The following is a 13,705-nucleotide window of genomic DNA, read 5'->3' as shown; positions in this document are numbered from 1 at the left end:
CAGGCGAGGCGGAAAGTGCTCGCGACATCCTTTGTTTGGTGCAGGCCTGCGATCAGGGTGATTTTCTGTCAGCGCTGTGCTATTGACTCCGCCCGCGCGCTCACCACATTGGCGCGTCCCGAACATTTCTAGATTTGAACCCTGAACGAAACGGCCAAGGAGACCACGACCATTCGCAGACCTTTCAAAGCAGCGGCGCCCACCAAGGATGGCCCGCGCTCAAACCGTGATATCCGGGTTCCCCGGGTCCAACTGATCGACGCCGATGGCCAGAACCGCGGCGATATTTCCATCAACGACGCATTGCTGCTCGCCGAAGAGGCAGGGCTCGATCTGGTCGAGATCTCGCCCAATGCGGTGCCGCCTGTCGTCAAAATTCTCGATCTCGGAAAATTGAAATACGCCAACCAGAAGAAGGCGGCCGAGGCGCGCAAGAACCAGAAGGTCATCGAGATCAAGGAGATCAAGATGCGCCCGAACATCGACAGCCATGACTACGAAACCAAGATGAAGGCCGTGCGGCGCTTCTTCGAGGAAGGTGACAAGGTCAAGCTGACGCTGCGCTTCCGCGGCCGCGAGATGGCGCATATGGAACTCGGCATGCAGCTCCTGAACAAGGTGCGCGAGGAGACGGCTACCATCGCCAAGGTCGAAGCCGAGCCGAAGCTGGAAGGCCGCCAGATGATGATGGTGCTGGCCCCGCGCTAGATCAGTTCGGGCGTTGCGCTCTAAATCCGCCTGAATCCTGTCTCATGGCGTCCCGGCGATCGGCGGGACGCCGATTCTCCTGTCCAGACGCCGCGATCGCCGGCAAAGCTTCTCGACGATCGGATTCCCGACATGGCCAATGAAATCAACCCTGCGCCCATCAAGGAGCTGGGCGGCTACCAGCACATGCGCCGGATGGTGCTTGCGGTGCTGGTGGTGGTGCTGTTTGCGGCACTGCTGTTCGGCCAGTCGACCTTCCCGCCCGATACCCCGGTGCATGAAACGATCGAGATGGTCGGCGTGCTGCTGATCTTCCTTGGCGTCGTCGGCCGCTTGTGGTCGACACTCTATATCGGGGGGCGCAAATCCTCCGAAGTGGTCACCGGCGGACCCTATTCGATCACCCGCAATCCTCTCTACGTGTTCTCGACCGTTGCCGCCGCCGGCGTCGGGGCGCAGATCGGCTCGTTCTCCGGCATCGTCCTGTTTGCGCTTTTGTGCGCCGGCGCCTTCCACATCGTCATCCTGCGCGAGGAACGGTATCTCAAGGAGGTTCTCGGCGCGCCCTACACAGCCTATCTGGCGCGGGTGCCGCGTTTCTTCCCCAAGCTGTCGCTCTACCAGGAAGGCGACACCGGCAGCTTCAAGCCGCGCCTCTTGCTGACCACCTTGCTCGACGGGCTGGTGTTTCTGGTGGCGTTGCCGGTGTTCGAGACCATCGATGGCGCCCAGCAATCGGGCATTCTGCCGGTGCTGTTCAGGCTGCCCTGATCGCGGACAGAGCGTCGCAGCCGCTCGGGTGTTGCGCGCCAGCCCGCTTTGACGTATAGGACCGCCGTTCCAAGAAAACCGCCCGGCAGGGCATGCCGTGGCGGTTTCATTTGCTTTTCGGGCTTTTGGTCCGCCCGAAGCGAACAAGAAGCGCGATTGTGCGCCACCAATACGGAGTAGCAAAATGCCCAAGATGAAGACCAAATCGGCCGCCAAGAAGCGGTTCAAGATCACAGGTACGGGTAAAGTCCTGTCGGCTGCGGCCGGCAAGCGTCACGGCATGATCAAGCGTTCCAACAAGTTCATTCGAAATGCCCGCGGCACGATGGTTCTGGCTGAACCGGATGGCAAGAAGGTCATCAAGAATTTTCTGCCGAACGGCCTCTGAGCATTCGGTTTCAGGAACAGCGTTTAAGGAGATCATGACATGGCACGCGTAAAAAGAGGCGTCACCTCGCACGCCAAGCACAAGAAGGTCCTGAAAGCCGCGAAAGGCTTCTACGGCCGCCGCAAGAACACCATTCGCATCGCCAAGCAGGCGGTCGAAAAGTCGATGCAGTACGCGTATCGCGACCGCAAGAACCGCAAGCGCTCGTTCCGCGCGCTGTGGATCCAGCGCATCAACGCCGCGACGCACGAGCATGGCCTGACCTATGGCCGCTTCATCGACGGCCTCAACAAGTCCGGTATCGAGATCGATCGCAAGATCCTGTCCGACATGGCCATCCATGAACCGCAGGCGTTCGCCGCACTCGTGGCCAAGGCCAAGGTCGCGCTCGAATATCTGAAGAACACCACCCCGAATGCTTTTGAAAGCGCTGTCGCCTAGAGCATGATGCCAAAAAGTTGCTGACTTTTTGGACAACATCATGCTCAGGGAAATTTAGCGAGGAGCGCGATCTTTCCGAAAAGTCTGCAACTTTTCGGGATCGGGCTCCGAGCCCAGCGCTTCCCAGCATTCGCAATTCTGATTGGGGAACCCGCGCTGGCACGGCTGGCGCGGGTTTTTCTTATGGCTGAACTTTCAACTTGAAAGTGACTTTCACCTCAAAGTTGACTCCCAACACAGCGAGTTTGACCGTGAACGACATAGCTACCGGCTTGGATACTCTCGAAAACTCCCTGATGGCCGACGTCGCGTCGGCCGCCGATGAGGCTGCTATCGAAGCCGTGCGCGTCGCGGCTCTCGGCAAGAAGGGGTCGATCTCGGAATTGCTGAAGACACTGGGCGCGATGAGCGCCGAGGAGCGCCAGGTCAAGGGCCCCGCGATCAACGGCCTGAAGAACCGCGTCACCGAAGCGCTGACGACACGCAAGGCCGAGCTGAAGGATGTTGCTGTCACTGCGCGCCTCGCCGCCGAGACGGTCGACGTGACGCTGCCGGTGCGGCAATCGCCGGCCGAGCGCGGCCGCATCCATCCGATCAGCCAGGTCATCGACGAGATCGCGGCGATCTTCGGCGATCTCGGCTTTGCCATCGCAGAAGGTCCCGATGTCGAGAGCGACTATTACAATTTCACCGCGCTGAATTTCCCCGAAGGGCATCCGGCGCGCGAGATGCACGATACCTTCTTTTTCCAGCCGGACGAAAAGGGCGAGCGCAAGCTGTTGCGCACGCACACCTCGCCGGTACAGATCCGCACCATGGAGAAGCAGAAGCCGCCGATCCGCATCGTCATTCCCGGCAAGACCTACCGGCAGGATTCCGACGCTACCCACTCGCCGATGTTCCATCAGGTCGAGGGGCTGGTGATCGACAAATCGGCCAATGTCGCCAACATGAAGTGGGTGCTGGAAGAATTCTGCAAGGCTTTCTTCGAGGTGCCGCAGGTCAAGATGCGCTTCCGGCCGTCCTTCTTCCCGTTCACCGAGCCCAGCCTCGAGGTCGACATCCAGTGCGACCGCTCGCGGCCCGGCGAAGTGCGATTCGGCGAAGGCTCCGACTGGATGGAGATCCTCGGCTGCGGCATGGTCCACCCCAATGTGCTGCGCGCCGGCGGGCTCGATCCCGACGAATATCAGGGCTTTGCCTGGGGCATGGGCATCGACCGCATCGCCATGCTGAAATACGGCATGCCGGACCTGCGCGCCTTCTTCGACGCCGATGTGCGCTGGCTGTCGCATTACGGTTTCAGGCCGCTCGACATGCCGACGCTGTTCGGAGGTCTTTCCGCATGACGGCGCCGCACACGGGTGGCTGCCGCTGCGGCGCGGTACGGTTCGAGGCATCAGTCGAACCGCACCATATCAGCTATTGCCATTGCGGCGATTGCCGGCGCGCCAGCGGCGCGCCGGTGTCGGCCTTTGTCGGCTTCCTGACCGAGCAGGTGGCTTTCACCGGCAAGGCGCTGAAGATGTACGAGAACGGGCCGGTGACGCGCTCGTTCTGCGGCATTTGCGGCTCGCCTATCGCCTATGTCGACGAGCGGCTGGAAGACCACATCTATTTCATGCTGGGCGCCATGGACATGCCGGCCTATTTCCGGCCGACGCACCATGCCTATGTGCGCGAGCAGCTGCCCTTCGTGCATATGCCCGACGACTTGCCGCGCCATTTGAAGACAAGCGTGCCCAGACCCGATGGACAGGGTCCGGGCGGGTACAGACAAAACGGAACATAGTGATGAAACTCACCCTTTCCTGGCTCAAGGATCATCTCGACACCGACGCCACGCTCGACGAGATCGTCGAGAGGCTGACCTCGATCGGCCTCGAAGTCGAGCATGTCGACGACAAGGCCGGCCTGAAGCCGTTCGTCATCGCCAAGGTGCTGACGGCGGTGCAGCATCCCGACGCCGACCGGCTGCGGGTGCTGACCGTCGACACCGGCAATGGCGCAGCCCCTGTCCAGGTGGTGTGCGGTGCGCCGAATGCCCGCGCCGGCCTGATCGGCGCCTTCGCCGCGCCCGGCGCCTATGTGCCCGGTATCGACGTGACGCTGACCGTCGGCAAGATCCGCGGCGTCGAGAGCCATGGGATGATGTGTTCCGAGCGCGAGCTGGAGCTGTCGGATGAGCACAATGGCATTATCGACCTGCCGGCCGATGCGCCTGTCGGCACCAGCTTCGCGGCTTACGCGCATCTCGACGATCCGGTGATCGAGATCAATCTGACGCCGAACCGGCCGGATGCGACCAGCATTTACGGCGTCGCCCGGGACCTGGCGGCAAGCGGGCTTGGCCGGCTCAAGACCGCGCCGGTCGAAGCGGTCCTTGGCAAAGGTGAAACGCCGGTCAAGGTGACCATCGAGGCGCCGGAGCTCTGCCCCGGTTTCGCGCTGCGCCTGGTGAAAGGCGTGAAGAACGGGCCGTCGCCGAAATGGCTGCAGCAAAGGCTGATCGCCATCGGCTTGCGCCCGATCAGCGCGCTGGTCGACATCACCAACTACGTCACCTTCGACCGTGGCCGGCCACTGCATGTGTTCGATGCCAAGAAGGTCGCCGGCAATCTCGTCGTGCGCCGCGCACGCGACGGCGAGAAGGTGCTGGCGCTTGACGGGCGCGAATACACGCTGACGGCGCAGATGTGCGTGATCGCCGACGACAATGGCGTCGAATCGATCGCCGGTGTCATGGGCGGCGAGCATTCCGGCTGCGACGAGAACACCACGGACGTGCTGATCGAATCCGCTCTTTGGGATCCGATCACCACGGCCCGCACCGGCCGTACGCTCGGCATCATCACCGATGCCCGTTACCGTTTCGAGCGTGGCGTCGACCCGGAATTCATGGTGCCCGGCGTCGAGCTGGCGACAAAGCTGGTGCTGGAGTTCTGCGGCGGAGAGCCGACCGAGACGGAGGTGGTCGGCTATGCCGGCTACAAGCCGAAGATCGTTTCCTTCCCGATCTCGGAAGTGAAGCGGCTGACCGGCATCGAGGTGCCGAAGGCGGAAAGCCTCGACATCCTGACCCGCCTCGGCTTCAAGCCGTCAGGCTCGGGCGACGTAGTCGATGTCGCTGTGCCGTCCTGGCGTCCTGACGTCGACGGCAAGGCCGACCTGGTCGAGGAAGTGATGCGCATCCACGGCGTCGACAACATCGCGCCGCAGCCGCTCGGCGCGCATGACGCGGTCAACTCCAAGATACTGACGACGCTGCAGGTTCGCACCCGCACTGCCAAGCGCTCGCTCGCCGTGCGGGGCATGCTGGAGGTTCTCACCTGGTCGTTCATCCCGGCCAAACACGCCGAACTGTTCGGCGGCGGCCAGACGGCGCTGAAGCTCGCCAATCCGATTGCAGCCGACATGTCCGATATGCGGCCCTCGCTGTTGCCCGGCCTGATCGTCGCCGCGCAGCGCAATGCCGACAAGGGCATCGGCGATGTCGCGCTGTTCGAGGTCTCCGGTACCTATGAGGGCGACGGCCCCGACCAGCAGCGGCGCGTTGCCGCCGGTGTGCGCCGCGGCACCGCCAAGCTCGACGGTTCCGGCCGCAGTTGGGCCGGCAATTCCGGCCCGGTCGGCGTGTTCGACGCCAAAGCCGACGCGATTGCAGCGCTGGAAGCCTGCGGCGCGCCGGTCGACAGGCTGCAGATCGAGCCAGGCGGTCCGGCCTGGTATCATCCCGGCCGCTCCGGCACGATCAAGCTCGGCCCGAAGACCGTGCTCGGCACCTTCGGCGAGTTCCACCCGAAGACGCTGGAGGGGTTGGACGTTTCCGGACCGATCTGCGGCTTCGAGGTCTATATCGACGCCGTGCCGGAGCCGAAGGCCAAGCCGACGAAAACCAAGCCGAAGCTGGAGCTTTCCGCATTCCAGGCAGTGAAGCGTGATTTCGCCTTCGTGGTCGACAAGACGATAGAAGCCGGCACGCTGGTGCGCGCGGCACTCGCCGCCGACAAGAAGCTCATCACCGGCGTTTCGGTGTTCGACGTCTTCGAAGGAACTTCGCTTGGCACCGCCAAGAAGTCGATCGCCATCGAAGTATCTATCCAGCCGGTTGAAAAGACGCTCACCGACGAAGATTTCGAGGCGCTGGCCAAGCGCGTCGTCGACAATGTCGGCAAGCAAACGGGCGGCGTGTTGAGGACGTAGAGCGGCTAACGCCGCCCTACGTATTTCGAGTTCACGCAATTCTTAGGGAAAGCGCGGCGCGCTTTCCCGGGAAAACCGCTACACACTTTCCTGGAATTGCTTCTGAGGATTGCCGGCAGGTGGCGAATCGCTCTCCAAAGGGTGATGGACCATCTGCGCTATTCCGGTCTGCCGTTCGAAGCCCAGCGCGAAGCGTTTCTCGCCATCGTGTTGGCGGATGCGCTCGTCAGCGACGCGCTGGAGCGGGCCCGCACGCTGGCGTTGCCGGATTGGCTGGTGGTGTCCGGCGCGCTCTACAACAGCATCTGGAACCATCTGACCGGCAAGCCGCCGGGCTACGGCATCAAGGATGTCGATCTCTTCTACTTCGATGACAGCGACCTGTCCTACGAGGCCGAGGACGCGGTCATCCGCCGGGCCGCGCAGCATTTCGAGGGGCTGGCTCTGCCGGCCGAGGTGCGCAACCAGGCACGGGTGCATCTGTGGTATCCGCAGAAATTCGGCCAGCCCTGCCCTCGCTATACGAGTTCCAGCGAGTCGGTGAGCTATTTTGCTTCGAAGACGCATGCGGTCGGGGTGCGATACGATGCCGATGGGCAGCTTGAGGTCGTGGCGCCGTTCGGGCTGGATGACCTCTTCGCGTTTCGCATCACGCCCAACCGGCTGATGGATAACAGGCGCACGCATGAGGCCAAGGGGGCGAGGGCGAAGGCGTGCTGGCCGGAGATTACGGTGGTGCCTTGGTAATACGAAATGGCGGCGCGAGGCACCCCCCTCTGGCCTGCCGGCCATCTCCCCCGCAAGGAGGGAGATTGGCAGCTTCATCGTTGGCGCACTTTCTGCAACGTTGGTGATTGGCGAAAACAGCGACGACAGCCGATCTCCCCCCTTGCGGGGGAGATGTCCGGCAGGACAGAGGGGGGTGCCGCGCGCTGACTTCTCAGGGCGCCAAGCTCCCCCGCTTGTTCACCCATTCACCAGCGCCAACAGCTCCTCCGTATAGCGCTTGCCAACCACCTTGTCCGGCGACAGCGCATCGCCGATCGCCGCCACTTCAGCCGCGCTCAGCTCGATCCCGGCCGCCGCTGTGTTCTGCTCGAGATGGCGTATCTTTCTTGCGCCGGGGATCGGCACGATGAAGTCGCCCTGGTGCAGCACCCAAGCCAGCGCCAGCTGCGCCGATGCGACGCCTTTTTCCACCGCCAGCTTTTCCAGCGTCGCAATGACCTTGGCGTTTGCCGCCATGGCGTCGGCCTGGAAACGCGGCAAGGTGCGGCGCCAATCGTCGTCGCTGAGGGCCTCGGGCTTGGCGATGGTGCCGGTGAGCAGGCCGCGACCGAGCGGGCTGTAGGGGACGAAGCCGATGCCGAGTTCGCGGCAGACATCGAACACTTCGTCTTCGGGGTCGCGGCTCCAAAGCGAGTACTCACTCTGCACGGCAGCGATCGGATGCACGGCGTGCGCCCGGCGGATGGTGGCGGCACTGACCTCCGACAGGCCCAGCGCCCGCACCTTGCCATCGCGCACCAGCTCGGCCATGGCACCGACCGTGTCCTCTATCGGCACGCCGGGATCGACGCGGTGCTGGTAGTAGAGGTCGATAACATCGGTATCGAGCCGCTTCAGCGAGGCTTCGGCCACCGCCTTGACGTGCTCCGGGCGGCTATCGACGCCGACCATGCGTTCGAGGCCTGAGCCTTCCTCGGAAATCTTGAAGCCGAATTTGGTGGCGATCGTCACCCTGTCGCGCACCGGCTTCAACGCCTTGCCGAGAAGGATCTCGTTCTCAAAGGGACCATAGACTTCGGCGGTGTCGAAAAACGTCACGCCGATCTCGACAGCGCGGCGCAGCGTGGCGATTGCATCCGCCTCGGCCTGACCGCCATATGCGAAGCTCATGCCCATGCAGCCGAGGCCGACGGGGAAGACTTCGAGTTCAGTACCAAGTTTGCGGGTTTTCATGGCCCATCTCCTTGTTGCGATGAACAGAGATAGCGCCTAGCTTTACGTTCGATAATTGGCTGTCATTCGCACGGGCTGTTCTATAAAATAGAGCAATGAACCGAGCGCATCTTTCTCAACTCGCTGTACTGGCAACAGTCGCCCAATGCGGTAGTTTTCGCGGCGCGGCGCGCGAACTGGCCATCGCGCCCTCGGCAGTTAGCCATGCCGTGTCCAGCCTGGAGGCGCGGCTGGGCGTGCGGCTTTTGGCGCGCAGCACCCGCAGCGTGGCACCAACGGAGGAGGGCGCGCAGCTGCTCGAACGGCTGCGGCCGGCGCTGTCCGAGATCGATCTGGCGCTGGAAACGGCGATCGAGGCGCGCGACCGGCCGGCCGGGAACCTGCGGCTGACCGTGCCGCGCACCGCGGCCCACCTGGCATTGACGCCCAGGCTCGGCGGCTTTGCCGCGGCCTATCCTGACATCGTCCTGGAAATCGTCATCGAGGATCGCTTCACCGACGTCGTCGAAGGCGGCTTCGATGCCGGCGTGCGGCTCGGTGAGAGCCTGCAGCGCGACATGATCGCGGTGCGCATCGGACCGGACCTTCGCGGCGCCGTGGTCGGCGCGCCATCCTATTTCGCGACCATGCCAAGACCCCGCCATCCGCGCGATCTTGCCGACCACCGCTGCATCCGCTTCCGTTTTTCCAGCGGCATTCTTTACCGCTGGGAATTCGAGAAGGATGGCGAAGAGATCGAGATCGCGGCGCAAGGGCCGCTGATCCTCGACGAAGACCATCTGATCGCCCAGGCGGCGGTCGACGGCGCTGGGCTCGCCTTCGTCTTCGACGATTATGTGCGCGCGCCGCTCGCCGACGGTCGCTTGATCCGCGTGCTGGAAGACTGGTGTCCGCCCTTCGACGGTTTCTTCGTCTACTACCCCAGCCGCCGCCAGATGCGCCCGGCGCTGCGGGCGTTTGTGGATTTCTTCAAGGTCGGTGCTTAGCCACCTCCCCCTAGTGGGGAGGGTCGATCCGCGTAGCGGATCGGGGTGGGAGTCTTCGTAGGGCGCTACCCCCCACCCCGTCGCTTCGCGCCGACCCTCCCCACAAGGGGGAGGGTGGAAGAAAGCCCAGCTGCCATTCGTTCACCAGCCATGCCGGCATTCATCACCAACAACTCAACCCGCTACGGCTGGGCGGCGATCGTCCTCCACTGGCTGATCGGCATCCTGTTCATCGGCCAGTTCATGCTCGGCTTCATCATGGTGCGGTTGACCAGCCAGCGCACCGCCTTCGAGCTGATCCAGCTGCACAAATCCTTCGGCTTCCTGCTGCTCGGCCTCCTCATCCTGCGCATTGCCTGGCGGCTCGGCAATGCGGCCCCGGCCTTGCCGGCCTCGGTCGGAGGCCTGGAGCGTCGGACGGCGCCGCTGGCGCATCTGGCACTTTATGGCTTCCAGCTCGCGGTGCCGCTGTCCGGCTGGGCACTGGTTTCGGTGTCGATGCTGGAGATCCCCAGCATGCCGTTCAACCTTTTCGTGATGCCGAACCTGCCGCTCGGCGTGTCCGATGCGGCGGAAAACTTCTGGGCGGTAGCACACTGGTATCTCGCCTATGCCGGCATTGCCTTGGTTGCGCTGCATGCGCTGGCGGCGCTGCGGCATCATTTCTGGCTGCGCGACAGCGTGCTCACGCGCATGATCACGCCTTCGTCAGATCAGGACATGGAATAGCGCGCGCCGCGCATTCGTTCATTGGAGTGAGGGCGCAACACTTCGCCTGCCCCAGAAGGACAAAACCCATGTATGCGCGCATCTTCGGATTGGCGGCTGTTGCCGCTTGCCTTGCCATGCCTGTCTCCGCCGCTGTGGACCTCGGCGACGCTGCCGGCAGCTACACGGTCAACCCGGCCAGCTCCAGCATTCGCTTCTCCATCGGCAAGGTCGGTGGCGGCGGCCTCGACGGCGCCTTTGGCCGCTTCAAGGGCTCCATCCGCATCGACAACAGCGATGTCGGCCGTTCCGCGGTCAACTTCACCATCTATCCCGAAAGCGTCGGCACCGGCCAGGGCCGCATCGACGCCTTCCTGCGCTCCGATGCGGTGTTCGACGTGGCCAACAGCCCCGAAATCCAGTTCCGCTCGACCAGCGTAACCCGAACCAGCGACACCACGGCGCTGGTCAGCGGCCGGCTGACGGCGCGCGGCAAGACGTTTGCGGAAAAGTTCACTGCCGAGCTCGGCGGGCTGAAGGGCGGCGTCATTAAATTCCACGTCACCGGCAAGGTGCTGCGCTCCCGGTACGGCATGGATGTCGGCACGCCGATCTATTCGAATATCGTCAATTTCGACATGACGCTGACGGGCAAGCGAGGCTAGCAGGACCAACGATCCGCATTGGCTTTTCTCGCAATTTCGGGCAAACCTCCTCGCCTGTAAATCGATAGGAGAAGCCTGATGTTCCGATGGGGTGTTTTGTCGACGGCCAAGATCGGCCGCGAGCAATTGTTGCCGGCAATCGTCGAGGCCGAGAATGGCGTTTTGTCCGCGATCGCCAGCCGCGGCCTGTCGAAGGCCGAGGCCCTGGGCGAGCGGTTCGGCGCCAGGCATGCCTTTGGTTCGTATGAGGAGCTGCTCGCTTCGAAAGACGTCGACGGCGTCTACATCCCGCTGCCGACCTCGCAGCATGTCGAATGGACGGCCAAGGCCATCGAAGCGGGAAAACATGTGCTGGTGGAGAAGCCGCTGGCGCTCGACGCCAAGGACATCGCGCCGCTGATCAAGCTGCGCGACAGCAAGAAGGTGCTGGTCTGCGAGGCCTTCATGGTCATCTACCACCCGCAATGGATCAAGGTGCGCGATCTCATCGCCGATGGCGCCATCGGCCGGCTGCGCCATGTGCAGGGCGCCTTCTCCTATTACAATGTCGATCCCACCAACATGCGCAACCAGCTCGATCTCGGCGGCGGCGCGCTGCCTGATATCGGCGTCTATCCGACGGTGTCGACGCGGTTTTCGAGCGGCAAGGAGCCGCTGCGCGTGCAGGCGACGATCGAGCGCGACAAGAAATTCGGCACCGACATCTATTCCTCGATCCGCGCCGATTTCGGCGATTTCGAACTGTCCTTCTATCTGTCGACGCAGATGGCGGCGCGGCAGGTGATGGTGTTCCACGGCGAGAAGGGTTTCATCGAGGTGTTCTCGCCGTTCAATGCCGGGCTCTACGACCATCACCGCATCGAATTGCACAACCAGAACCACACCGAGGCGCAGGTGTTCCGCTTTCCCGGCACGCAACAGTACCGGCGCGAGGTCGAGACGTTTGCCAGGGCGGCACAGGGCGGCAAGGAGCGTATCTTCACGCTGGAGGAGTCCGTACTCAACCAGAAGGTCATCGACGCCATCTTCCGCGCCGGTGCCAAGGAAGGCTGGGAGGCCGTCTGATACACCAATCTTAGCCGGTAATTTCATGGGAGAAGGGCGTCCGCATTGTGCATGCGGACGCTCCTTTCCTATTGGACTGACGATCTCACGCGCCTCTGAGCGTCAGGTGCAAGGTCTCGGCGAAGCGATCGGGATAGGGCGCAAAGCCCATATGGTCGCCGGGGAAGGCGGCGCGCTTGCTGCCGAGCCTGTCGGCCAGCGCCTTGCCCATGCCGTCGATCGGCTGGCCGATGGACTCTTCGCCGATGCCGACCACGACCGGGCGGCCGCGCAGCGCCTCGATATCAGGACGGTAGAGCGACAGCGGCATGACGCCATGCGCCAGCCAGTATTCGAAATTGCCGCTGACCCTGGCAGAGGTCTCGGCCTCCTCGGGCGACGGTTCGAACGAAGGCGGTCCGTCCTGCGGCCCGGCTTCATCCTGACCCGGCCCTTCCGACAGGCTGTTCTCGCTGAAGAATTTCTGCATCGCCGCCTCGACACCCTGGCTGCGATAGGTGTCGTGCAGGTCGCGCATGCCGGCCAGTGACGGCGACGGGTCGTCGAGCAGCATCATGCTGGGCGGCTCATGCGCCACCAGTGCACGAACCCGGCCGGGATGGCGGGCGGCGAGGTTGAGCCCGATCTGGGCGCCGCCGCTGGTGCCGAACACATAGGCCGGTCCGGCGCCAAGCGCCTCGATCAATCGCGCGGCATCGTCGCCATGGACATCGAGGTCCTGCTCTTGCGGCTCTCCGTCGAAGGTGCTGCGCGAATTGCCGCGCGGATCATAGGCGACCACCGTGTAGCGGTCGGCGAGGTGGCCCGCGACATCGGCGAAGACGCCGGCGTCCTGCGGTCCGCCGGGGATCAACAGTACGGGGCCGGAACCGCGCATCTCATAATAGAGGCTGGCGCCCGGTACTTTCAGCGTGGACGTTTGGGGGGTCATGTCCATCTCTCCTGTTGTTCTCATGTCAAAGTTCGGCTTTGCGCCGGGTCCGATCATTTGCCGGCGACAACCATGCGGTTGCCCTCGCTGTCGCGGAATTCGGCGACCGTGCGGCCCGGCTGCCAAGGCGCTTCCTGCGGCTCGGTGATGATTTCGACGCCGCGCGCCTTCAGGCCCGCGACCGTTGCCTCGACATCGCCATCGACGAGCACCAGCACGGGCTCAGTGCCCGGCGTGTCATCGGGGCGTTTGACGAAATGCAAATTGGTGACGGCGCCGGGAAATGTCAGCTCGATCCAGCGCCAGCCGCCGCTGTCGCCCATCAGCTGGTCCTCCGCCACCTGGCAAGCAAGATGGCCGGTGTAGAAGGCCTTGGCGCGGTCCTGGTCGAACACCGGCAATTCGGCAAACTGGATGTGCATGATGGATCTCTCCTGCTCCTCGACAGCTGCCGCGCAACCGTCCACGGGAAAGACGATCCGGACGATCGAAAAGATTCGCCGGCCGACGAATCTTTTCGAGGCCGCGAAACGTCTTCTCCGTGCAGAGTTGAAAATAGGAGACGACAATGGGCTACAATCTCATCCGCTACGGCGTGAAGGACGAAAGCATCGCCGAGAACCGTATGCTGGTTGCACAGGTGTTCGAGGCACTCGACGACACGAAGCCGCAATCCGTGCGCTACCTCGTCCTGGAACTGGAGAATGGCGAGTTCATCCATCTTGTCAGCCAGGATGGCGACGGCCTGACCGGGCTCGCAGCCTTCAAGGCCTTCAGCGCCGATCATGCCGGACGCCGCTCGACGCCGGTTGCCAGATCGCCGGCAAAGATCGTCGGCAATTATCGTATGCTGGCCGGCGAGGTCGTGCCGGCTTGA

Annotated in this window: 16 protein-coding genes; 13 read left to right on the top strand and 3 right to left on the bottom strand. The window is 63.3% G+C overall.

All coding sequences use genetic code 11. The annotated features are described in order from the left end of the window. The first annotated feature begins 171 nt into the window (after nucleotides 1–171). The 8 genes from infC (at nucleotide 172) to NKH35_RS06695 (ending at nucleotide 7,258) form a co-directional block, all read left to right on the top strand. On the top strand, nucleotides 172–708 hold the full coding sequence (gene infC / locus NKH35_RS06730; protein ID WP_023744911.1) for a translation initiation factor IF-3: 537 nt from the start codon (nucleotides 172–174) through the stop codon (nucleotides 706–708). A gap of 132 nt (nucleotides 709–840) precedes the next feature. Beyond that, entirely contained in the window at nucleotides 841–1,479 is a 639-nt protein-coding gene (locus NKH35_RS06725; protein WP_023755491.1) for a methyltransferase family protein, read from the top strand. Between the two features lie 184 nt (nucleotides 1,480–1,663). Further along, a complete protein-coding gene (gene rpmI / locus NKH35_RS06720) occupies nucleotides 1,664–1,867 on the top strand; it encodes a 50S ribosomal protein L35 (protein WP_006201248.1) in 204 nt (67 codons plus the stop codon). Nucleotides 1,868–1,906: 39 nt separating this feature from the next. Then, on the top strand, nucleotides 1,907–2,308 hold the full coding sequence (gene rplT, locus NKH35_RS06715) for a 50S ribosomal protein L20 (RefSeq protein WP_023672281.1): 402 nt from the start codon (nucleotides 1,907–1,909) through the stop codon (nucleotides 2,306–2,308). Nucleotides 2,309–2,604: 296 nt separating this feature from the next. Then, nucleotides 2,605–3,657 carry a phenylalanine--tRNA ligase subunit alpha gene (gene pheS, locus NKH35_RS06710; protein WP_032891898.1) on the top strand — a complete coding sequence of 351 codons (1,053 nt, stop codon included), beginning with the start codon at nucleotides 2,605–2,607 and terminating at the stop codon, nucleotides 3,655–3,657. Continuing rightward, on the top strand, nucleotides 3,654–4,100 hold the full coding sequence (locus NKH35_RS06705) for a GFA family protein (protein ID WP_023696009.1): 447 nt from the start codon (nucleotides 3,654–3,656) through the stop codon (nucleotides 4,098–4,100). The genes pheS and NKH35_RS06705 overlap by 4 nt, the downstream gene beginning before the upstream one ends. A 2-nt stretch (nucleotides 4,101–4,102) precedes the next feature. Further along, on the top strand, nucleotides 4,103–6,511 hold the full coding sequence (pheT, locus tag NKH35_RS06700; RefSeq protein ID WP_352913871.1) for a phenylalanine--tRNA ligase subunit beta: 2,409 nt from the start codon (nucleotides 4,103–4,105) through the stop codon (nucleotides 6,509–6,511). Between the two features lie 144 nt (nucleotides 6,512–6,655). Beyond that, nucleotides 6,656–7,258, top strand: coding sequence for a nucleotidyltransferase family protein (locus tag NKH35_RS06695; protein ID WP_352913869.1), 603 nt, complete (start codon nucleotides 6,656–6,658; stop codon nucleotides 7,256–7,258). Nucleotides 7,259–7,477: 219 nt separating this feature from the next. Here NKH35_RS06695 and NKH35_RS06690 read toward each other — a convergent pair whose 3' ends face one another. Then, nucleotides 7,478–8,473, bottom strand: coding sequence for an aldo/keto reductase (locus tag NKH35_RS06690; RefSeq protein ID WP_352710590.1), 996 nt, complete (start codon nucleotides 8,471–8,473; stop codon nucleotides 7,478–7,480). Between the two features lie 95 nt (nucleotides 8,474–8,568). Here NKH35_RS06690 and NKH35_RS06685 point away from each other — a divergent pair, with 95 nt between their 5' ends. The 4 genes from NKH35_RS06685 to NKH35_RS06670 all read left to right on the top strand — a co-directional run bounded on the left by NKH35_RS06685 (nucleotide 8,569) and on the right by NKH35_RS06670 (nucleotide 11,897). After that, nucleotides 8,569–9,459, top strand: a complete 891-nt coding sequence (locus NKH35_RS06685) for a LysR family transcriptional regulator (RefSeq protein WP_023687444.1) — start codon at nucleotides 8,569–8,571, stop codon at nucleotides 9,457–9,459. 150 nt (nucleotides 9,460–9,609) lie between these two features. Beyond that, entirely contained in the window at nucleotides 9,610–10,188 is a 579-nt protein-coding gene (locus tag NKH35_RS06680) for a cytochrome b (RefSeq protein WP_023687445.1), read from the top strand. Nucleotides 10,189–10,256: 68 nt separating this feature from the next. Then, complete coding sequence (locus NKH35_RS06675; RefSeq protein WP_023681381.1) at nucleotides 10,257–10,832, top strand: YceI family protein; 576 nt, start codon at nucleotides 10,257–10,259, stop codon at nucleotides 10,830–10,832. 78 nt (nucleotides 10,833–10,910) lie between these two features. Beyond that, on the top strand, nucleotides 10,911–11,897 hold the full coding sequence (locus NKH35_RS06670) for a Gfo/Idh/MocA family protein (protein ID WP_023687446.1): 987 nt from the start codon (nucleotides 10,911–10,913) through the stop codon (nucleotides 11,895–11,897). A gap of 85 nt (nucleotides 11,898–11,982) precedes the next feature. Here the strand turns inward: NKH35_RS06670 and NKH35_RS06665 are convergent, their stop codons facing one another. Together NKH35_RS06665 and NKH35_RS06660 are read right to left on the bottom strand one after the other, a co-directional pair. Further along, a complete protein-coding gene (locus tag NKH35_RS06665; RefSeq protein ID WP_352913865.1) occupies nucleotides 11,983–12,828 on the bottom strand; it encodes an alpha/beta hydrolase in 846 nt (281 codons plus the stop codon). A gap of 53 nt (nucleotides 12,829–12,881) precedes the next feature. Then, a complete protein-coding gene (locus NKH35_RS06660) occupies nucleotides 12,882–13,250 on the bottom strand; it encodes a VOC family protein (RefSeq protein WP_352913862.1) in 369 nt (122 codons plus the stop codon). A 146-nt stretch (nucleotides 13,251–13,396) separates the two neighbouring features. On the opposite strand from NKH35_RS06660, the gene NKH35_RS06655 reads away from it, so the two are divergent. Continuing rightward, nucleotides 13,397–13,705 carry a hypothetical protein gene (locus tag NKH35_RS06655; protein ID WP_352913859.1) on the top strand — a complete coding sequence of 103 codons (309 nt, stop codon included), beginning with the start codon at nucleotides 13,397–13,399 and terminating at the stop codon, nucleotides 13,703–13,705.

This window comes from Mesorhizobium sp. M1143, assembly GCF_040318435.1.
Lineage (GTDB): Bacteria > Pseudomonadota > Alphaproteobacteria > Rhizobiales > Rhizobiaceae > Mesorhizobium.
This window is presented reverse-complemented; position numbering and strand designations above follow the sequence as displayed.